At 71.9% G+C, this 20,094-nt stretch carries 19 protein-coding genes; 15 read left to right on the top strand and 4 right to left on the bottom strand.

The genetic code is table 11. The annotated features are described in order from the left end of the window. Positions 1-84 precede the first annotated feature (84 nt). The 9 genes from solA (at position 85) to MET2598_RS0101070 (ending at position 9,872) form a co-directional block, all read left to right on the top strand. Positions 85-1,215: an N-methyl-L-tryptophan oxidase gene (gene solA / locus MET2598_RS0101110; RefSeq protein WP_018259578.1), complete on the top strand. Its 1,131-nt coding sequence runs from the start codon at positions 85-87 to the stop codon at positions 1,213-1,215. Positions 1,216-1,275: 60 nt separating this feature from the next. Then, on the top strand, positions 1,276-2,193 hold the full coding sequence (locus MET2598_RS0101105) for a LysR family transcriptional regulator (RefSeq protein ID WP_012334469.1): 918 nt from the start codon (positions 1,276-1,278) through the stop codon (positions 2,191-2,193). A gap of 122 nt (positions 2,194-2,315) precedes the next feature. Beyond that, a complete protein-coding gene (locus tag MET2598_RS0101100; protein ID WP_018259577.1) occupies positions 2,316-3,173 on the top strand; it encodes a shikimate dehydrogenase in 858 nt (285 codons plus the stop codon). 144 nt (positions 3,174-3,317) lie between these two features. After that, positions 3,318-4,721: an MFS transporter gene (locus MET2598_RS0101095; RefSeq protein WP_012334471.1), complete on the top strand. Its 1,404-nt coding sequence runs from the start codon at positions 3,318-3,320 to the stop codon at positions 4,719-4,721. A gap of 83 nt (positions 4,722-4,804) precedes the next feature. Continuing rightward, positions 4,805-6,715, top strand: a complete 1,911-nt coding sequence (locus MET2598_RS0101090) for a bifunctional sugar phosphate isomerase/epimerase/4-hydroxyphenylpyruvate dioxygenase family protein (RefSeq protein ID WP_018259576.1) — start codon at positions 4,805-4,807, stop codon at positions 6,713-6,715. A 14-nt stretch (positions 6,716-6,729) separates the two neighbouring features. Then, positions 6,730-7,155, top strand: a complete 426-nt coding sequence (gene aroQ, locus MET2598_RS0101085) for a type II 3-dehydroquinate dehydratase (protein ID WP_012334473.1) — start codon at positions 6,730-6,732, stop codon at positions 7,153-7,155. 90 nt (positions 7,156-7,245) lie between these two features. Beyond that, entirely contained in the window at positions 7,246-7,956 is a 711-nt protein-coding gene (locus MET2598_RS0101080; protein WP_012334474.1) for an SDR family oxidoreductase, read from the top strand. Positions 7,957-8,006: 50 nt separating this feature from the next. Further along, complete coding sequence (locus MET2598_RS0101075; RefSeq protein WP_198293047.1) at positions 8,007-8,501, top strand: 2,4'-dihydroxyacetophenone dioxygenase family protein; 495 nt, start codon at positions 8,007-8,009, stop codon at positions 8,499-8,501. Between the two features lie 105 nt (positions 8,502-8,606). Then, entirely contained in the window at positions 8,607-9,872 is a 1,266-nt protein-coding gene (locus MET2598_RS0101070) for an ABC transporter substrate-binding protein (RefSeq protein ID WP_018259575.1), read from the top strand. A 102-nt stretch (positions 9,873-9,974) separates the two neighbouring features. Here the strand turns inward: MET2598_RS0101070 and MET2598_RS0101065 are convergent, their stop codons facing one another. Next, positions 9,975-10,865, bottom strand: coding sequence for a LysR substrate-binding domain-containing protein (locus MET2598_RS0101065; protein WP_018259574.1), 891 nt, complete (start codon positions 10,863-10,865; stop codon positions 9,975-9,977). Positions 10,866-10,987: 122 nt separating this feature from the next. On the opposite strand from MET2598_RS0101065, the gene MET2598_RS0101060 reads away from it, so the two are divergent. The 5 genes from MET2598_RS0101060 to MET2598_RS0101040 all read left to right on the top strand — a co-directional run bounded on the left by MET2598_RS0101060 (position 10,988) and on the right by MET2598_RS0101040 (position 16,855). Beyond that, positions 10,988-11,980 (top strand): DMT family transporter, encoded by a 993-nt coding sequence (locus MET2598_RS0101060; RefSeq protein ID WP_018259573.1) that lies wholly within the window; start codon positions 10,988-10,990, stop codon positions 11,978-11,980. Between the two features lie 156 nt (positions 11,981-12,136). Further along, positions 12,137-13,411 carry an ABC transporter substrate-binding protein gene (locus MET2598_RS0101055; RefSeq protein ID WP_012334479.1) on the top strand — a complete coding sequence of 425 codons (1,275 nt, stop codon included), beginning with the start codon at positions 12,137-12,139 and terminating at the stop codon, positions 13,409-13,411. An 88-nt stretch (positions 13,412-13,499) separates the two neighbouring features. Then, positions 13,500-14,375 carry a branched-chain amino acid ABC transporter permease gene (locus tag MET2598_RS0101050; protein ID WP_012334480.1) on the top strand — a complete coding sequence of 292 codons (876 nt, stop codon included), beginning with the start codon at positions 13,500-13,502 and terminating at the stop codon, positions 14,373-14,375. 16 nt (positions 14,376-14,391) lie between these two features. Continuing rightward, positions 14,392-15,318: a branched-chain amino acid ABC transporter permease gene (locus MET2598_RS0101045; RefSeq protein ID WP_012334481.1), complete on the top strand. Its 927-nt coding sequence runs from the start codon at positions 14,392-14,394 to the stop codon at positions 15,316-15,318. 28 nt (positions 15,319-15,346) lie between these two features. Then, complete coding sequence (locus MET2598_RS0101040; RefSeq protein ID WP_012334482.1) at positions 15,347-16,855, top strand: ATP-binding cassette domain-containing protein; 1,509 nt, start codon at positions 15,347-15,349, stop codon at positions 16,853-16,855. Positions 16,856-16,873: 18 nt separating this feature from the next. Here the strand turns inward: MET2598_RS0101040 and kdsA are convergent, their stop codons facing one another. The 3 genes from kdsA to MET2598_RS0101025 all read right to left on the bottom strand — a co-directional run bounded on the left by kdsA (position 16,874) and on the right by MET2598_RS0101025 (position 18,953). Beyond that, positions 16,874-17,725 carry a 3-deoxy-8-phosphooctulonate synthase gene (gene kdsA, locus MET2598_RS0101035; protein ID WP_018259572.1) on the bottom strand — a complete coding sequence of 284 codons (852 nt, stop codon included), beginning with the start codon at positions 17,723-17,725 and terminating at the stop codon, positions 16,874-16,876. A 115-nt stretch (positions 17,726-17,840) separates the two neighbouring features. After that, on the bottom strand, positions 17,841-18,362 hold the full coding sequence (locus MET2598_RS0101030) for a GNAT family N-acetyltransferase (protein WP_018259571.1): 522 nt from the start codon (positions 18,360-18,362) through the stop codon (positions 17,841-17,843). Between the two features lie 9 nt (positions 18,363-18,371). Next, positions 18,372-18,953, bottom strand: coding sequence for a helix-turn-helix domain-containing protein (locus MET2598_RS0101025; protein ID WP_012334485.1), 582 nt, complete (start codon positions 18,951-18,953; stop codon positions 18,372-18,374). Between the two features lie 131 nt (positions 18,954-19,084). Between MET2598_RS0101025 and MET2598_RS0101020 the strand changes: the two genes are divergently transcribed. Next, a complete protein-coding gene (locus MET2598_RS0101020) occupies positions 19,085-19,984 on the top strand; it encodes a hypothetical protein (protein WP_018259570.1) in 900 nt (299 codons plus the stop codon). The last annotated feature ends 110 nt before the right edge of the window (positions 19,985-20,094 follow it).

The raw sequence follows: 20,094 nt of genomic DNA, 5'->3' as shown, positions 1-20,094 counted from the left end.
CTCCCCGCCGCGGCGGGGATGCCGGGACAGCCGCGCGGCACCGCGGGGCCCGGCCCGGAATGCGGGAGCATGAGGACGGTATCCGTGTCACAGACCTACGACGTGATCGTGCTCGGGATCGGCGGCATGGGATCGGCCGCCTGCTGGCAGCTCGCCCGGCGCGGCCAGCGCGTGCTCGGCCTCGAGCGCTTCGACATCCCCCACGCCATGGGCTCCTCCCACGGCGCCAACCGCATCATCCGCCTCGCCTATTTCGAGGACCCGGCCTACGTGCCGCTGCTGCGGCGCGCCTACGCCAATTGGCGCGAGGCCGAATCGCGCTTCGGCGAGCGGCTGCTCTTCGTCACCGGCTCGGTGGATGCCGGGCCGGAGGACAGCCGGATCGTCGCCGGCGCCGTGGAGGCCTGCCGGATCCACGACCTGCCCCACGAGCTCCTTTCCGCCCGCGACCTCAACGCCCGCTTCCCGGGCTACGCGCTGCCGGCCGGCCACCTCGCCCTGCTGCAGCCGGAGGGCGGCTTCGTCGCCTCGGAGCGCGCCATCGTCGCCCACGTCGCCCTGGCGCAGGCCGAGGGCGCCGAGATCCGCGCCCGGGAGCCGGCCCTGTCCTGGGAACCCGTCGCGGGCGGCGTGCGCGTCCGCACGGCGCGCGGCACCTACGAGGCCGGGCGCCTCGTCCTGACGGCGGGCGCCTGGATGCAGGACCTCGTGCCGGCCCTCGCCGGCCGCGCGGTGCCCGAGCGGCAGGTGCTCGGCTGGTTCCAGCCCGCCATGCCGGACGCCTTCGCGCTCGGCCGCTTCCCGGTCTTCAACGCCCTCTTCGACGAGGGCCACTTCTACGGCTTCCCGGTCTGGGGCCTGCCGGGCTTCAAGATCGGCCTCTACCACCACCTGCGCGAGACCGGCCCCGCCGACGCGATCGACCGCGAGGTCCATCCCCGGGACGAGGCGGTGCTGCGGGAGGCGGTGCGGCGCTACTTCCCGCACGCGGACGGGCCCACCATGGCCCTGCGCTCCTGCCTCTTCACGAACACGCCCGACGAGCACTTCGTCATCGACACCCTGCCCGACTGTCCCGAGGTCGTGGTCGCCTCGCCCTGCTCGGGCCACGGCTACAAGTTCTGCAGCGTGGTCGGCGAGATCCTGGCCGACCTCGCCACGACCGGGCGCACGGGCTTCGACATCTCCCTCTTCGGCCTCGGCCGCCTCGCCTGACCCGGCCGCCCGCGGCAGGATGGCGGGACCCGCGCCGCGCGGGCCCCCGGGGAGGACGGGATGCTGACGCTGCGACAGATCGAGGTCGCCCGGGCCATCATGGTCTCCGGGACGATCGCCGGGGCGGCCCGGCTCCTCAACGTCTCGGCGCCCGGCATCAGCCGCCTGATGAAGTACACCGAGGCCGCGCTCGGCATGCGGCTGTTCGACCGCCAGGGCGGCCGCCTCGTCCCCTCGCAGCAGGCGCGCGCCGTCTTCGACCAGATCAACGCCGTCTACGACAGGGTCGAGGATCTCCGCTACGTCGTGGCCCGCACGCAGAGCGGCAGCGGCCAGGAGCTGCTGATCGGCTCGGTGCCGTCCATCTGCCATGTCATGGTGCCCCGCGCGGTGGAGCGCCTGCGCGCCAAGCACCCGCAGCTGCTCATCGACATCAACATCCTCAAGCTCGAGGAGGCGATCGACTACCTGCTGCTCGGCAAGGGGGAGGTGGTGGCGATGAGCTACCGGCTCGACCATCCGGGCCTCGCCTTCGAGCCCCTCGCCCGCGGCAGCCTGCTCTGCATCGTGCCCGAATCCCATCCCCTCGCCGGGCGCGACGCGATCGAGGCGCGGGAGATCGTCCGCTACCCGCTGATCGGGATCGACCCCAACGACCCCTACGGGCGCGTCATGGCCGACATCTTCCGGGAGCGGCGCCTCGCCTACGAGATCACCATCCGGGCGCGCTTCGGCACCACGGTCTGCGCCCTGGTCCGGGCCGGCCTCGGCATCGCGGTGATCGACCAGTTCACCATCGCGGAGGGCGCCTTCCCGGGCATCCGGGTCCTGCGCATCGCCGAGGCCCCGACCTTCCAGACCTGGACCGCCACCAAGGCCGGCAGCAGCCCGAGCCTGTTCGCCTCGAACTTCGTGAGCCTCCTGCGCCAGGAGATGACGCGCGAGGCGGAAGGGGCCGCCGGGCCCGGCGGACCGTAACATGATGTTACGATCGTCGCCCAACTTGGTATTTTGGATAGCCGGCTCGTCTGCAGTATGTCTCGCCACAGGGAGGCCCGGTCCGGCCGGGCAAATTCAGACCTGAAGAGGCATAGCAGGTCATGGCAAAATCACAGCAGAACCGTGCCCTCCTCGGCCTGATCGGCGCGCCGATCAAGCATTCGGCCTCGCCGGCCATGCACGAGGCGGCCGCCGAGGCGCTCGGGATGCGGGCGCATTACCAGCTCATCGAGATCGCCGGGGCGGATGCGGGGCTGCTGCGCAGCCTGCTCGACGGCGTGCGCCACCTCGGCTTTGCGGGCGTCAACGTCACCTTCCCGTACAAGGAGGCGGTGCTTCCCCTGCTCGACGACCTCTCGCCGGGGGCCCGCGCGGTGGGCGCGGTCAACACCGTGGTGGTCGAGGGCGGGCGCCTGATCGGCCACAACACCGACGCGAGCGGGTTCGGCCGCGCCCTCGTCCAGACCTTCGGTCCGGCCCCGGCCGGCCCGGTGGCGCTGATCGGGGCGGGGGGCGTCGGCAAGGCGATCGCGGTGGCGCTGAGCGACGTCCCCGGCACGGAGATCCGCCTCGTCGACACCGATCCGGCCAAGGCCCGGGCGCTCGCGGCCTCCCTGGACGGGCGGGCCGAGATCCGGGTCTGCGCGGGCGCCGAGGAGGCGCTGGCGGGCGCGCGCGGCCTCGTCAACGGGACGCCGATCGGCATGCTGCCGAATCGCGACGCGCCGGTGCCCCTCCACCTGCTGCGGCCGGACCTGTGGGTGGCCGACGCGGTCTACTCGCCGCTCTGGACGCCGCTCCTCGCCGCGGCCCGCGCGCTCGGCGCCCCGACCATGACCGGCCGCGCCCTCGCGATCCACCAGGCCCTCGACGCGTTCCGGCTGTTCACCGGCCGCGAGGCGCCGCAGGCCGCGATGGAGCGGGCCTTCGACGCGATCATCGCGGCCCGCGCCGCCTGAGCCGCGGCCAAGTCGCGCCGTGGTGAAGTCCCGCCGCGGGCGGGACCGGCGCTCTTTCGGTGAAGGCCGCCGCTCCGACGCGGCGTCCGCCTTCGCCCACCAACAATAACCAAACCCGCACCACTACACCTGGAGGAAACCGAGATGGCCACCACGCTCGACCGGGCGTCGCATACCCGCCAGCAATCCAAGAAGGCCGCGGCGAGCGGCTGGATCGGATCCGCGCTCGAATACTACGATTTCTTCATCTACGCGACGGCGGCGTCGCTGATCTTCCCGCAGATCTTCTTTCCCGCCGGCAACCCGACGGTGGCGATCGTGGCCTCGCTCGCCACCTACGGCGTCGGCTACGTCAGCCGGCCGATCGGCGCCTTCGTGCTCGGCCACTGGGGCGACACCCACGGGCGCAAGAACGTGCTGATCCTGTGCATGTTCCTGATGGGCCTCTCCACCATCGCGGTCGGCCTGCTGCCGACCTACGAGCAGGTCGGGATCCTGGCGCCGGTGCTGCTGGTGATCCTGCGGCTCATCCAGGGCTTCGCGGTGGCCGGGGAGATCTCGGGGGCGAGCTCGATGATCCTCGAACACGCGCCCTTCGGCCGCCGCGGCTTCTTCGCGAGCTTCACGCTCCAGGGCGTGCAGGCGGGGCAGATCCTGGCCGCGGCCGTGTTCCTGCCGCTGGCCCACTTCATGCCGGCGGAGGCGTTCAATGCCTGGGGCTGGCGGATCCCGTTCCTGCTCAGCGTCGTCGTGATCGTGGCGGGCTTCGTCATCCGCCGCGAGGTCGAGGAGACCCCCGCCTTCGCCAAGGAGGGCGCGCGGGGCGAGATCCCGCACTCGCCGGTGATCGAGGCCTTCCGCTCCAGCTCGGCCGACATGGCACGGGTCGTCTGCATGGCGCTGATGAACGTGATCCCAGTCGTGGCGACGATCTTCGGCGCGGCCTACGCGGTCCAGCCGGCCTACGGGATCGGCTTCGAGAAGGACATCTATCTCTGGATCCCGGTCCTCGGCAACATCGTGGCGGTGGCGGTGATCCCCTTCGTCGGCAACCTCTCGGACCGGATCGGGCGGCGCCCGCCGATCATCGTGGGCGCCCTCGCCTCGGGCCTGCTGTCCTTCGGCTATCTCTACGCCATCAGCATCCACAACGTGCCGCTCGCGATCCTGATGTCCCTGCTGATGTGGGGCGTCGTCTACCAGGGCTACAACGCGGTCTATCCGAGCTTCTACCCGGAGCTCTTCCCGACCCGGACCCGCGTCTCGGCGATGGCGATCTCCCAGAACGTCGGCACGGCGATCACCGCGATGCTGCCGGCCCTGTTCACCGCGGTGGCGCCGCCCGGCGCGGCCAACATCCCGCTCACCATCGGGGCGCTCGCCTTCGGCATCACGGTGATCGCGGCGGCGGCGGCCTACAGCGCCCGCGAGACCTACCGCATTCCGATGAAGGACCTCGGCGAGCCGGGCGCGCAGCCCCTCGGCAAGCAGGATTACGAGCGCCTGCGGGCGCAGGAACTCTCGGGCGGCCGCCTCGCGGGCGCCTGATCCGACGGGCGGGCGCGGGGCAAGGCTCCGCGCCCGCCCGGTGCCGGGCTCCGGAAGCCCCACCTGCCAACGGGAGACCCCGCATGAAGCTCGCGATCGCGACCGTTTGCCTGAGCGGCACCCTCGGCGAGAAGCTGGAGGCCATCGCCGCGGCCGGCTTCTCGGAGGTCGAGATCTTCGAGAACGACCTCCTCTCCTTCAGCGGCACGCCCCGGGACCTGCGCCGCCGGGCGGAGGATCTCGGCCTCGCCGTCGCCGTCTACCAGCCCTTCCGCGACTTCGAGGGGATGCCGGCGCCGCAGCGCGCCAAGGCCTTCGCCCGGGCCGAGCGCAAGTTCGACACGATGCAGGAGCTCGGCTGCGACCTCCTGATGGTGTGCTCCAACGTCTCGCCCGACAGCCTGGGCGGGCTCGACCGGGCGGCGGAGGATTTTCGCGAACTCGGCGAGCGCGCGGCCCGGCGCGGCATGCGGGTCGGCTACGAGGCCCTGGCCTGGGGCCGGCACGTCAGCGATTACCGCGACGCCTGGGAGATCGTGCGCCGGGCCGATCATCCGGCCGTGGGCTTCGTCCTCGACAGCTTCCACGTGCTCGCCCGGGGCACCGATCTCGGGGCGATCCGCTCCATCCCGCGGGAGAAGATCGTCCTGGTGCAGATGGCCGACGCGCCCCGCCTCGCCATGGATCACCTCTCCTGGAGCCGCCACTACCGCTGCTTCCCGGGCCAGGGCGACCTGCCGATCCCGGCCTTCGTGGACGCGCTCGGGGCGACGGGCTTCGACGGGATCCTGTCGCTGGAGATCTTCAGCGACCGCTTCCGGGCGGGCTCGGCCCGCGGCGTCGCCCTCGACGGGCGCCGCTCGCTCCTCGTCATGCTCGACGACCTGCGCCGCCGGGCGGGCGCGCCGGAGGATCCCGCCGGGCGGGGGCCGGCCCCTCTCCTGCCCGCCCTGCCGCCGCGGGCCGCCTGCGAGGGGATCGAGTTCATCGAGTTCGCCATGGACGAGGAGGCGCGGGCCTTCGAATCGGTCCTGTCCGGCCTCGGCTTCGCCCGGACCGCCCGCCACCGCTCCAAGGCCGTGACCCGCTGGAGCCAGGGCGCGATCAACCTCGTGGTCAATACCGAGAAGGAGGGCTTCGCCCATTCCTTCCAGGTCACGCACGGCGCCTCGGTCTGCGCGGTCGCGCTGCGGGTCGACGACGCGGGCGCGGCTCTGGAGCGGGCGCGCGCCCTCCTCGACGAGCCGTTCCGGCAGGCGGTGGCGCCGGGCGAACTCGACATCCCGGCCGTCCGCGGCGTCGGCGGCAGCCTGCTCTACCTCGTCGATCGCCGCAGCGGCCTCGACCGCCTCTGGGACGTGGATTTCGAGCCCCTCGCTCCGGAGCCGGTCCGCGGCGCCGGGCTCGTCGCCGTCGATCACCTCGCCCAGAGCATGCGCCACGAGGAGATGCTGACCTGGCTCCTGTTCTACACCGGGCTGTTCGACCTCGCGAAGCTGCCCGTGCAGGACGTGGTCGATCCGGGCGGCGTGGTCGAGAGCCAGGCCGTCGAGGCCCCGGGCGCGGCCCTGCGCCTCGTCCTCAACGCCTCGCAGAGCAGCCGCACCCTCTCCTCGCGCTTCCTGTCGGAGGCGCTCGGCGGCGGGGTGCAGCACGTGGCGCTCGCCACCGACGACATCGTCGCCACCGTCGCGTCCCTGCGCGCCGCCGGGGTCGCGCTCCTGCCGATTCCGGAGAACTACTACGACGACCTGGAGGCCCGCACCGACCTGCCGCCCGAGACCCTGGCGCGGCTGCGCGACGGGAACATCCTGTACGACCGCGAGGGCGGGGCCGAGTTCTTCCAGGTCTACACCCGCGGCCTCCTCGGCGGCGGCTTCGCCTTCGAGATCGTCGAGCGGCGCGGCTATCGCGGCTACGGCGCCGCGAATGCCCCGATCCGGCTTGCGGCCCAGACCCGCCTGGCCCCACATCCGGCCCTCCCCACCCGGTAAGGCACGACCCCGTCATGCGCTCGATCCACGTCCTCAACGGCCCCAACCTGAACCTGCTCGGCACCCGCGAGCCGGGGATCTACGGGGCGCTGACCCTCGCCGACATCGAGGCGCGCCTGCGCGCGCGGGCCGCCGACAGGGTGGCGCTCACCTTCCGCCAGTCGAACCACGAGGGCGACCTCGTCACCTGGGTGCAGGAGGCGGGCGCCGCGGGGGCCGGGGTGATCCTCAATGCCGGTGCCTACACCCACACCTCGGTTGCCCTGCGCGACGCGATCGCGGGCGCCAAGGCGCAGGTGATCGAGGTCCACCTCTCGAACGTGCACGCCCGCGAGAGCTTCCGGCACCACTCCTACATCGCCCCCGTCGCGCGCGGCGTGATCGCGGGATTCGGCCCGCTCTCCTACGACCTCGCCCTCGACGCCCTGCTCGCCGGCTGACGGCGCATCCTCCCGTTGCAGTGTTTGCAGGTCTGCGCCCCGGCGGGGCGTGGCATACATCCGGCAACGACGCGACGATCGGGAGGAGACATGAGGTTCGACCTCGCGGGCCGCACGGCCCTGGTCACGGGCGGCCTGAGCGGCATCGGCGCGGGCATCGCGGCGGGCCTCGCCGAGGCGGGGGCCGCCGTCACCGTCGCGGACATCGCCGGCGGGACGGATCCGGACGCGGCGGGCCGACCGTCGCTGCGGCTCGACGTCACCGATGCGGGCAGCGTCGAGGCCCTGGCCGCGCGGCTGGAGGGGCTCGACATCCTGGTCAACGCCGCCGGCATCATCCGGCGCGAGGCCGAGTACGACCTCGCCACCTTCGAGCAGGTCGTCGCCGTGAACCTCACCGGGACGATGCGGCTCTGCACCGCCCTGCACCCCCACCTCGCCCGCAGCCGCGGCTGCGTCGTCAACATCGCCTCGATGACGAGCTTCTTCGGGGCCGGCCTCGCGCCCGCCTACAGCGCCAGCAAGGGCGGCGTCGCCCAGCTCACCAAGAGCCTCGCCGGCGGCTGGGCCAAGGACGGCATCCGGGTCAACGCCGTGGCGCCGGGCTGGATCAGGACGCCGCTCACCCGCGCCCTGCAGGAGGATCCCGCCCGCGAGGAGGCGATCCGCGCCCGCACCCCGCTCGGCCGCTGGGGCACCCCGGAGGACGTGGCCGGGGCCGCGATCTTCCTCGCCTCGCCGGCCGCCGCCTTCGTCACCGGCGTGATCCTGCCGGTCGACGGCGGCTACCTGATCTACTGAGGGAGGCCGCCGTGGCCGACGCATCGACGCCCGAGACCGACCCGCGCCGCATGCCTTACCAGCTCCCCTTCCCGCCCGAGGCGGGGGAGGAGATCGTGGTGCCGCGGGCGATCCCCGAGGACGAGCGGATCTGGGTGCCGCAGGCCGAGAACGTCTGGTTCCGGCCCCTTTGCCTGAACGCCTCGCAGGGCTACTGGGTCAACCTGCTGCGGGTGCGCCGGGCCGGCATCCTCAGCCGCCACCGCCACCCCGCCCCGGTCCACGGCCACGTGCTCCGCGGCCGCTGGCACTACCTGGAACACGATTGGGTGGCCGAGACCGGCTCCTACGTGTTCGAGCCCCCGGGCGAGACCCACACCCTCGTGGTGCCCGAGGATTGCCCCGAGATGATCACGCTCTTCCACATCACCGGCGTGATGATCTACGTCGATCCCTGGGGCAAGCAGACCGGCTACGAGGACGTCTTCACCAAGATCGAGATGTGCCGCCGGCATTACGGCGAGGTCGGACTCGGCGCCGACTTCGTCGATCGCTTCGTGCGCTGATCCGGGGACGGCCTCGACGGCCGGCTTGTGGCGCTTGCCGCCCGCGCTACTCTCCGGGAGAGCCGCCGCGCCCGAACGACGAGCGGCACCGGAGAGGAAACCCTCATGTCGTCGCACGTCTCGCGCCGCCGCAGCGGCGGGCTCCTGGCCTCCACGCTGCTGGCCACCACGCTCCTTGGCGCGGCCCTGGCCGCGCCGGCCGACGCCGCCGATCCCATCCGCATCGGCATCATCGCGGAGGCCCAGGCGCTCGCCGGCGCCTCGATCCCGCAGGCCGCCCAGCTCGCCGCCGACGAGATCAACGCCAAGGGCGGCGTCGACGGGCGCAAGATCGAACTCGTCACCTACGACGACAAGAGCTCGGCCGCCGACGCGGTCCGGGCCTTCCAGCGCGCCGCCAGCGAGGACAAGGTCCACGCGGTCATCGCCAGCTACATCAGCGAGGTCGTGCTCGCCCTCCAGCCCTGGTCGGCCCGGCTGAAGATGCCCTTCATCACCCCGGGCGCCGCCTCGAACGACATTCCCCTCAACGTCCACAAGGATTACGCCCGCAACAAGTACTCCTTCCACGGCTACCTCACCTCGAAGGCGCTCTCGCAATCGGTCTGCGACGCCGCCAAGGCGATCCTGGTCGAGGGCCGCAAGATGAAGACGGCCGTCATCATGAGCGAGGACGCCGCCTGGACGAAGCCCCTCGACGCCGGATACGAGGAATGCCTGCCGGTCGCCGGGCTCAAGGTGCTCGACCACATCCGGTTCTCGCCGAGCACGACCGATTTCAGCCCGATCTTCAGCCGCATCGAGGGCGCCAAGCCGGACGTGATCATCACCGGCATCTCCCATGTCGGCGTGCAGCCGACCGTGCAGTGGAAGAGCCAGCAGGTGCCGATCCCCATGCTCGGCATCTCCTCGCAGGCCACCAACGCCACCTTCTGGAAGGAGACCAACGGCGCCGCCGAGGGCGTGCTGTTCCAGATGTTCGCGGCGCCCGGGACCACCGTCACGCCCAAGACCGCCCCCTTCGCCGACGCCTTCAAGGCCCGGTACGGCAATTACCCGAGCTATGCCGGCTACACGACCTACGACGAGGTCTACTACATCGCCGACGCCGTGAAGCGGGCCGGCTCGACCGATCCCGACAAGCTCGTGGACGCGCTGGAGAAGACCGACTGGGAAGGCACGATGGGCCGCGTCCAGTTCTACGGCAAGGACGACGACTTCACCCACTCGGTGAAGTACGGGCCGGGCCTGATCTCCGGCATGATGATGCAATGGCTCGACGGCCGGCAGACCGCCGTGTGGCCCGCAACGGTGGCCAACGGCAAGCTGACCTTTCCCGCCTTCGTGAAGGCGGGTGCGCCTGCCGAATGATCCGCTGTCCGGACGATCACGTCCGGACAGCGACGCCACGGCCGCGCGGCGCGTGAGCCCGCGCGGCGCGTGAACGACGCCGACATCCGCATGGCGAAGCAATCAGCACGCGATGCCCGTGGCCGCGGAGGCAAGCGGGCGCGGCTGGAAGGCGTGCGCGATGGCGCCGGCAAGCTGGTGAGCGCTGTCGTCGGCAGCGCGACCGATCTTGATGATGAGCGGCGCGCAAGGGAGTTCGAGCAGCCCATGCTCCGGACCGACCTGCACCAGGTCCTTCGGCACGGCGCGAAGGGGCAGGACACCGATCGCCTCGCCATGGGTGATCGCGGTCCGCAGCGGCGTGAACTGGTTCGCGCTGAAGGCCACGCGCCAGCGCCGCCCGATCCGGTCGAGCGCCTCGACCGCCATGTCCCGCACGCGGCACCCCTGCGGGAACAGCGCCAGCGGCAGCGTGTCCAGCGACGCGGCGGCCGAATGCGGTGCCGCGACCCAGGCCAGAGGCTCCTCGGCCAACCGGATCCCCTGAATACCGGACGCCCACGTGACAAGGGCGAGGTCCAGATCGCCCGAATCGACCATGCGGGAGAGGTTGACCGACAGGTCGGAGACCACGTGGAATTCCACGTGTCGGTTCTCCCGTGAGAGCGTCCCGATGATCTCGGGCAGGATGAGCTGAGCATAGTCATCGGGTGTGCCGACGCGCAGGACATTCGTCTCGGGCCGATGCGCGACCTCGCGGACGAGTGCGTCGTTGAGCTTGAGGATCTCGATCGCGTAGCGGCGCACCATCTCTCCGGCCTCGGTGAGCCGGATCTCCCGCCCGCTGCCGCGCTCCACCAGCCGCTGGCCGACGACCTGCTCCAGGCGCTTCACCTGGAGGCTGACGGCCGACTGCGTCCGCAGCAGCCGCTCTCCCGCGAGCGTGAAGTTCTTCGCGTCAGCGACGGCGAGGAGGGTCCGCAACAGGTCGATGTCGACGTTCACGAGACCCATGACGATGTCTCATCCTCTCGATGATCCGAAGTCATTTCCCGACCTGGCCGCCGGCAGGCACCATCGCGGCGTCGAAATCCTAGGGGCTGTTTTGGCCCGCAAGCAAGCTGACGGAGACGGAAATGAGCGGCGACGCCGGTTCTCTTCGGGATTCCGGTACCGACCTGTGCGGTGCGGACCGCATCCTCGTCAACACGGATGTCCATCGGGAAGGGCAACCTTGCGTCAGCCTCGCTCCGAGGGCGGCGGCCTTCGCCGTCCTGGTCGCCGGCGGCATCTGCCTCGGCACGGCGCCGGTGGTCGTGAAGGCCACCGGCCTGCCCCCCGAAATCTCGGCCTTCTACCGCGTCGCCCTCGCCGCACCCCTGTTCCTGGCCTGGAGCCTCGCGGCTTGCGCGGGCAGGCCCCCGGCGCCGCGCGCCGCCGGGCGTCCCCTCGCCGCGCTGACCGGGCTCGCGGCCTTCCTGTTCGCGGCCGACCTCGCGGTGATGCACTACGCCATCGGCGCCACCAACGTCGCGGTCGCGACGCTCTTCACCAATTGCGCCCCGTTCTTCGTGGGCCTGTTCGGACTCATCGGACTCGCCGATGCGCCGACCGCCCGGTTCTGGCAGGCCCTGCCGGCGGCGCTGGCCGGCACGGCGCTGCTGATCGGCCTCGACGGGACGAATCCGGCGGGCGGTCTCGCGGGCAGCGCGGCGGCCCTCCTCGCAGGCGCGCTCTACGGCGGCTACCTGACCGTCGTGAAGGCGCTGCGGGCGAGGGGCGCGACGCCGATCCGCGTCATGGCGGCCGTCAGCGTCGGGAGCACGCTCCTGCTGCTCCCGCTGTTCTGGCGCCAGGGCATGCCGGTCCCGAACGCCGTCCGGGTCTGGCTGCTCCTCGCGGTCCTGGTGCTGTTCGGCCAAGTCGTCGGGCAGGGGCTCGTCACCGTCGCGCTCCGGCACTTGCCGGTGGCCCTGAGTTCCCTCGTGCTGCTGATCCAGCCGGTCGTCGCGGCGCTCCTCTCCCGGATCCTCCTCGGCGAGACGCTCTCCCTGATCCAGGCCTCGGGCATCGGGCTCGTTCTCGCGGCGATCGCCCTCGCGGCGATGCCGGTCCGACCGCAGGCTTAGCCGGACGCGGCCATGCAGCCCGTGCATGGCCGCGGCAGCGCTGCCATTCTGGTCGACCAAACCGGCCCGCGGGCGCTTGTTGTCCGGGAATCCCACGCTACACTTCGGCCTAAGCCGCATCGCGCAGACGAGAAGCGGCAACGGAGAGGAAAGCCCATGTCCGTTCCCGCGCCGGCCGCGCCGCGGCGGCACGCCCGTGCCCTGCTGGCCACGACCCTCCTGGCCTCGACCGTCCTGCTCGGCCTGCCGGTCCGCGACGCGCGGGCGGCGGATCCGCTGCGCATCGCGGTGATCGCCGAGGCCCAGGCCATCGCCGGCGCCGCGATCCCGCAGGCCGCCCAGCTCGCCGCCGACGAGATCAACGCCAAGGGCGGCGTCGACGGGCGCAAGATCGAGCTCTTCACCTACGACAACAAGAGCTCCGCGGCCGATTCGGTCCGGGCCTTCCAGCGCGCCGCCAGCGAGGACAAGGTCCACGCGGTCATCGCCAGCTACATCAGCGAGGTCGTGCTCGCCCTCCAGCCCTGGTCGGCCCGCCTCAAGCTGCCCTTCATCACCCCGGGCGCCGCCTCGAACGAGATCCCGCTCAACGTCCACAAGGATTACGCCCGCAACAAGTACTCCTTCCACGGCTACCTCACCTCCAAGGCCCAGTCGCAGGCGGTCTGCGACGCCACCAAGGCGATCCTGGTCGAGGGCCGCAAGATGAAGACGGCCGTCATCATGAGCGAGGACGCCGCCTGGACGAAGCCCCTCGACGAGGGCTACAAGGAGTGCCTGCCCCAGATCGGCCTGCAGGTGCTGGACCACATCCGGTTCTCGCCGAGCACGACCGATTTCAGCCCGATCTTCAGCCGCATCGAGGGCGCCAAGCCGGACGTGATCGTCACCGGCATCTCCCACGTCGGCGTGCAGCCGACCGTGCAATGGGCGAGCCAGCAGGTGCCGATCCCGATGATCGGCATCGCCTCGCAGGCCACCAACTCCACCTTCTGGAAGGAGACCAACGGCGCGACCGAGGGCGTGCTGTTCGAGATGTTCGCGGCGCCCGGGACCAACGTCACGCCCAAGACCGCCCCCTTCGCGGAGGCCTTCAAGGCCAAGTACGGCAGCTATCCGGGCTACGCGGGCTACACCGCCTACGACGAGGTCTACTACATCGCCGACGCCGTGAAGCGGGCCGGCTCGACCGATCCCGACAAGCTCGTGGACGCGCTGGAGAAGACCGACTGGGAGGGCACGCTCGGGCGCATCCAGTTCTACGGCAAGGACGATCCCTTCACCCACTCGATCAAGTACGGGCCGGGCCTCGTCTCCGGCATGATGATGCAGTGGCAGGACGGCAAGCAGCTGGCCGTCTGGCCGCAGACCGTCGCGAACGGGAGCCTGAAGTTCCCGAGCTTCGTGAAGGCCGGCACGCCCGCCAACTGAAGACCTCCGGTCCGCCCCGGGGGCGCCGCCCCCGAGGCCCCCGGCGAAGGGACCGCGTCCCTTCGCGACCCCCCCGTTCCGGATCCTCATGACCGCCCTTCAGATCCTCATCGACGGCTTCGCCATCTCGGCCCTCTACGCGCTGGGCGCCACCGGCTTCACCCTGATCTTCGGCGTCTCGGGCGTCCTCAACCTCTCGCACGGCGCCCTGATGGTCACGGCCGCGGTCGTGGCCTGGGCGGCGTCGAGCGAGTACGGGCTCGGCGCCTACGCGGGCGCGGCCACCGGCGTCGCCGTCTGCACCCTGCTGACGCTCGCCACCTACGGCGTTGTGGTGAAGCCGATCGACCGCTCGAAGGCGATCCCCGCCGAGGAGAAGGAGATCTTCATCCTCACCGGCACGCTCCTCTGGGGCATCATGATCCAGGAATTCATTGCCTACCTGTTCACCAGCAACGCCAAGACGGTGATGCCGATCGTCGAGGGCGTCGTCACCATCGCGGGCGTGCGCACGCCCTGGAACCAGATCTTCACCGCATTGGTCTGCTGGGGCACCATCGCCCTCCTGTGGGTGCTGGTGAACCGCACCCGCACCGGCAAGGTCGTGCTCGCCGCCTCGATGAACCCGCGCGGCGTCACGCTGCTGGGCTTCGAGTTGTCGAAGATCTACGTGGCGATCTGGGCGATCTACGGCGTGCTCGCGGGCATCGCGGGCGTGCTGCTCGGCCAGTTCCTCGGCGTCTCGTCCTACAGCGTCGGCCCGCTCACCGCGAGCGCCTTCTCGATCGTGGTGCTCGGCGGCCTCGGCAGCGTGTCGGGCTCGCTCATCGCCGCCTACGTGGTCGGCTACCTGGAGACCATCACGGCCTACCTGATCTCGCCGGCCTACCGGACCATCCCGGCCCTGCTCCTGCTGGTGGCGGTGATGTACGTGCGGCCCCAGGGCCTGCTCGGGCGCCGCTGAGCACGAGGAACGCCGCATGACCGCCAAGCTCCTCCGCAGCCCGCTCCTCTGGCTCAGCCTGATCGGCCTCGCCCTGGCGGCGGTGCTGCCCCTCTGGGTCTCGGGCTACATCCTCGGGCTCCTCACCGTCGCCTATTACTTCGGCGTGTTCTCGATGGCCTGGGACCTCCTGTTCGGCTTCGCCGGCGAGGTGAATTTCGGGCCGACCTTCCTGATCGGGCTCGGCGCCTACACGGCCGGCATCCTCAACGGCGACGGGGTCTCGATCCCGCTCTGCCTCGTCGCCGGGGCGGTGGCGGCGGTGATCGGCGGCCTCGTCCTCGCCCTGCCGGCCCTGCGGGTGCGCGGCCCCTATTTCGGCCTCACCACCGTCACGGCCGTCCTGATCCTGCAGAACCTCATCGTGGTCTTCGCCGACACCACCGGGGGCGAGATCGGCCTGACCGTGCCGGACGTGATCAGCGTCGACGCGGCCACCAATTACTGGCTCGCCCTGGGCTTCATGACGGTGAGCGGCCTCGTGCTCCTCGCCATCGCGACCTCGCCGGTCGGGCTGATCCTGCAGGCGAGCGGGCAGGACCCGGTCGAGGCCGGCGCGCTCGGCTTCAACGTCGCCAAGCACAAGCTGGCCGCCTTCTGCGTCAGCGCCTTCTTCTCCGGCCTCGCGGGGGCGCTGTTCGTCTTCTACATGGGCACGGCGTCGGTCGGCACGCTCGTCGACGTCTCGGTGGGCGTGCAGGTCATCATCGGGGCGGTGCTCGGCGGCCGGCGCACCATCCTGGGCGGCGTGCTCGGCGCGCTCTTCCTGATCACGGCGGGCGAATTGCTGCGCCCGCTCGGCGCCCTCTCGACCTTCGTCGTCTCCGCCGCGGCCCTCGCGGTGATCCTGTTCGTCCCCGCCGGCCTCCTCGGGATCCTCACCCGCCAGGGGCAGCGCGCGTGAGGACCCGTCCGCGTCACGAGGTGCGTCCATGACCGCAGCCGCCCTGCACCGGCCCGTGCCCCCCGCCACCGCCACGGCGGCGCCGCTCCTCGCCGTCGAGGGGCTGCAGAAGCGCTACGGCGGTCTCGTCGCCGTGAAGTCGGTGAGCTTCGCCATCCGACCGGGCGAGATCCTGGGCCTGATCGGGCCGAACGGCTCCGGCAAGTCCACCGTGATGAAGCTGATCATGGGCCTGGAGCGGCCCAATGCGGGCAGCGTGGTCCTCGACGGCACCGAGATCGCCGGCTGGCCCTCCCACCGGGTCGCCCGGGCCGGGGTCGGCCTCGTCTTCCAGCATTCCCGGCCGCTCCACCGGCAGACGGTGCTGGAAAACATCAAGCTCGCCCTGCTGCCCGACAACCTGCTGCGGCTCTTCGCCGACCCGCACGTGGAGGATCGCGCCCGCGCCATCGCCGAGCGGGTCGGCCTCGGCGCCGTCCTCGACCGGCGGCCCGCCACCCTGCCCTTCGCGGATCTGCGCCGGATGGAACTCGCCAAGGCGATCGCCCGCGACCCCAAGGTGGTGCTGGTGGACGAGCCCTTCGCGGGCCTCACCCAGGGCGAGGTGGCGGATTTCTCCGCGCTGATCCGCGGCTTCCGCGACGAGGGCAAGGCGGTGCTCCTCGTCGACCACAACGTGAAGAGCGTCGCGGCCCTCGTCGACCGGGTCTACGCCATGTATCTCGGCGAGCGCGTCGCCGAGGGCTCGGCCGCCGAGGTGATGCGCAACGAGACCGTGCGGCGCGTCTATCTCGGCGGCAGCATCGAGACCGCCGCCCGCCCGGAATCCTCCTTCTCGGGCGCGCCGCTGCTCGCGGTCGAGGAGGTCGGCGTGCTCTACGGCAAGGCCCAGGCGCTCCAGGGCGTGAGCCTGCACGTCCACGAGGGCGAGTTCGTCTCGATCGTCGGCCTCAACGGCGCCGGCAAGACGACGCTGTTCAACGCGATCTCGGGCCTCGTGCCCTATTCCGGGCAGATCCGTTTCGGCGGCGAGGCCCTGGCCCGGCGCACGCCCGCCTCGATCGCCCGCGAGGGCATCGTGCAGGTGCCGGAGACCCGCGAATTGTTCGGCGAGATGAGCGTGCGCGAGAACCTCGACCTCGGCGGCCAGCACCTGCCCAAGGCCGAGAGCGCGCGCCAGCTCGACTGGCTGCTTGAGCTGTTCCCGATCCTGCGCAGCCGCAGCGGTCAGATGGCCCGCACCCTCTCGGGCGGCGAGCAGCAGATGCTCACCATCGCCCGCGCCCTCATGATGCGGCCCAAGCTCCTGATCCTCGACGAGCCGACCCTCGGCCTCGCGCCGGTGATCCTGGAGCAGCTCTCGAAGGCCCTGGAGCGCCTGCGCCAGACGACGCCGATCACCGTGCTGCTCGGCGAGCAGAACGTGACCTTCGCGCTGCCCCACGCGGACCGGGTCTACGTGCTGGAACACGCCCGCATCGTCTGGGAGGGCACGCCGGACCGCTTCGCCGCCGAGGCCGGGACCGGGTATCTGTGAGGCGCGGAGGGCCCTGGCTCAGAGCCCCTTGGCGAGCCGGTCGAAGGCGACGAGGCGGGCGAGCAGGTCCGGCATCGCCCGCAGCGGCACCATGTTGGGCCCGTCCGAGGGGGCGCGGTCGGGATCCGGATGGGTCTCGATGAACACGCCCGCCACGCCCACCGCCACCGCCGCCCGGGCGAGCACCGGCACGAATTCCCGCTGCCCGCCCGAGGTCGCGCCCTGGCCGCCCGGCTGCTGCACCGAATGGGTCGCGTCGAACACCACCGGCGCGCCGCCCGTGACCTGCGCCATGATCGGCAGCGCCCGCATGTCGGAGACGAGGGTGTTGTAGCCGAAGGAGGCGCCGCGCTCGGTGACGATCACCTTGGAATTGCCCGCGCCCGTGATCTTGGCGGCGACGTGGGCCATGTCCCAGGGGGCGAGGAACTGGCCCTTCTTCACGTTGACGGCCCGGCCCGTCGCGGCGGCCGCGAGGAGCAGGTCGGTCTGGCGGCAGAGGAAAGCCGGGATCTGCAGCACGTCGACGGCCTCCGCCGCGGGCGCGCATTGCCCGGCCTCGTGCACGTCGGTGAGGACCGGCAGGCCGAGCCGCTCGCGGATCTCGGCGAAGATCGGCAGCGCCTCGTCGAGGCCGAGGCCGCGCGCCGAGCCCGCCGAGGTGCGGTTGGCCTTGTCGAAGGAGCTCTTGAAGACGAGGCCGAGGCCGAGCGGCGCCACGATCTCCTTGAGCGCCGCCGCGACTTCGAGGGCGTGGCCGCGGCTCTCGAGGGCGCAGGGCCCCGCGATCAGGCTGAGCGGGAGGTGATTCCCGAAGCGCACGGGGCCGACCGTGACGACGGGGCCGGGGGACGGGGAAGCGGTCGACATCGACGGGGTTTCCGGATCGCATGAGGTGCCGGCCCTCGCAGGCCATGATGGCATTCGCGAGGCGCCGCCCGGCGAGGCGCAGGCCGTTCGGGCCGGAGGTCCGGCGACCAGACACCTAAGGCAAGACTTTGTAGTAGAAGACCGTGTCGCAGGGCCGCCCGTCCGGCAGCAGCGCGTAGCCGGGGATCGCGCCGACCCGCTGCCAGCCCTCCCGTCGGTACAGCCGCTCCGCCTCGGGGCTCGCCGTGTCGAGGACGAGGAGCGTCTTGCCCGCCGCGCGGGCCGCCGCATCGGCCGCCCGCATCAGGGCCGCCCCGACTCCGCGGCCGCGGGCGCGGGTGAGCACCAGCACCTTGGAGACGTCGGCCCGGTGGGGCTGGTTCTCGGGCTGGGCGAGCACGACCTGCACGGTGCCGATCGGCCGTCCCTCCGCCTCGGCCACGATCAGGCGGCGCTCGCCGCGCCCGACGCTCTCGGCGACGCCCCGCCAATAGGCCAGGGCCGTCGCGGGGCGGAGCGGCGCCATGAAGCTCACCGAGGCGCCCGCCTCGACGCAGTCGATCAGGATCTCGGCGAGGGGCTCGGCCATGCCCCGGGCCTCCTCCCCGGACAGGGCGCGCAGGGTCGGGTCGGTCACGGCGGCACCTCAGCGGGGCAGGCTCCCGGCGGCGATGGCCACCAGGGTGCGGGCGGGTTGGTCGGCGGGGTTGTGGAAGGCGACCGGCCGGTCGACGCGCATCGCCAGGCAATCGCCGGCCCCCAGGTGATGCACGCTCTCGCCCAGGGTCACGGTGAGCGCGCCGTCGAGCACGACGACCTGCTGCTCCAAGGGCGGCACCCGCAGGCTGTCGTAGGCGACGGTGGCGCCGGGCGGGATCTCCACCTCGACGAGTTGGAGCGGCGAGGCGAAGCTCGGCGGCGAGAGGTTGCGGCGCCGGTAGCCCGTGCCGGGATCGCGCCAGCAGCTCTGCTCGGCCCGGCGGCAGAGCGGCGAGGCATCCTCCCGCGCCGCGGCGGCGAACAGGGCCGCGAGCGGCACGCCGAGCCCCGCCGCCAGCCGCTCCAGCACCGTGGCGGTCGGGCTGCTCTCCGCCCGCTCGACGAGCGAGATCATCGACCGGCTCACCCCGGACCGCTCGGCCAGGGCGTCGAGCGTCAAGCCCCGCTCCGCGCGCAGGGCCCGCAGCCGGGCCGCGAGACGGCCGTCGAGGTCCGAGGACGATTCCATGATTCAAGATTGAATTTCCGGTATCCTGGAGTCAAGCCCGGCGCGGCAGGCCAGGGGTCCGGTCGCGACGGGGTTGGCGCGAGGCCCGGCCCCGGTTATAGCTGCTGCTATAAGTGTGAGGGAGTGCTTTGATGCCGTCGAGACGCAAGGATCCCGGGCGGCGCCGATCAGCGGCCGGCCTCGCCGCCTGCCTGATCCTCGGCGCGGCGGCACCCGCCCGGGCCGAGCCCGGCCGCGCCGACCACCTCGACAGCGAGCACCTGTTCGGTTTCACCGAGGGCAGCGACATCGGCGTGCCGGGCGAGCGCGAGGTCGAACTGGAGACGACCGGCCGGCTCGGCCGCCGCGGCGGCCGCTTCCGGGCCTTCGATCCGACGCTCGCCCTGAAGCTGCCCGTGAGCGCGCAGCTGCGCGTGGCGCCCGGGCTCAGCTTCGCGGGTTACGCGGTGGCGCCCGGCCCGGGCCTCCCGGCGGCGATCCGCGGCGGCCTCAACGGCGGCTTCGTCGAGACGCGGCTGCGCCTCCTCGACCGGGATGCCTCCCCGGTCAGGCTGACGCTCAGCGTCACCCCGAGCCTCGGCACCCGGGACGGCACCGACGCGCGGCCGGCCCGCGCCTACGGGCTCGACGCCGCCCTGCTCGCCGACCACGAATTCGTCCCCGGCACCCTCGTCGGCGCGGTCAATCTCGGCCTCTCCCTCGCCTGGAGCCGGGCCTCCGGCACCGGCGAGATCCTGCGCGGCTCCGGGCTCGACCTCTCGGCCGCCCTCGCGCGGCGGGTCTCGGCCGGCCTGTTCCTGGGCGGCGAGCTGCGCTACCTGCGCGCCTTCGACGGGCTCGCCCTCGATCGCTTCGCCGGGGAGGCGGTCTATCTCGGGCCGACCCTCTACGCCGCCCTCGGCGAGACCGCCTGGATCGGGCTGACCCTCGGCGTCCAGGTCGCGGGGGGCGCGGTCGGCGACGGGCGGCCCCTCGACCTCGCCGGCTTCGACCGCCAGCAGCTGCGCCTGCGCATCGGCGCCTCGTTCTGAAACAGACTCTAGGGCAGCACCCGAGCACGTTGCAATCGGGTACTGCTCTCGATCTTTGATTTTGCCGCATTCTCTGCGACGAACCGGCATCCACTTCGTCGGAAAATGCT

The organism is Methylobacterium sp. WSM2598 (assembly GCF_000379105.1).
GTDB lineage: Bacteria > Pseudomonadota > Alphaproteobacteria > Rhizobiales > Beijerinckiaceae > Methylobacterium.
The sequence above is the reverse complement of the archived record's forward strand: the minus strand, read 5'-3'. Positions and strand labels throughout refer to the sequence as shown.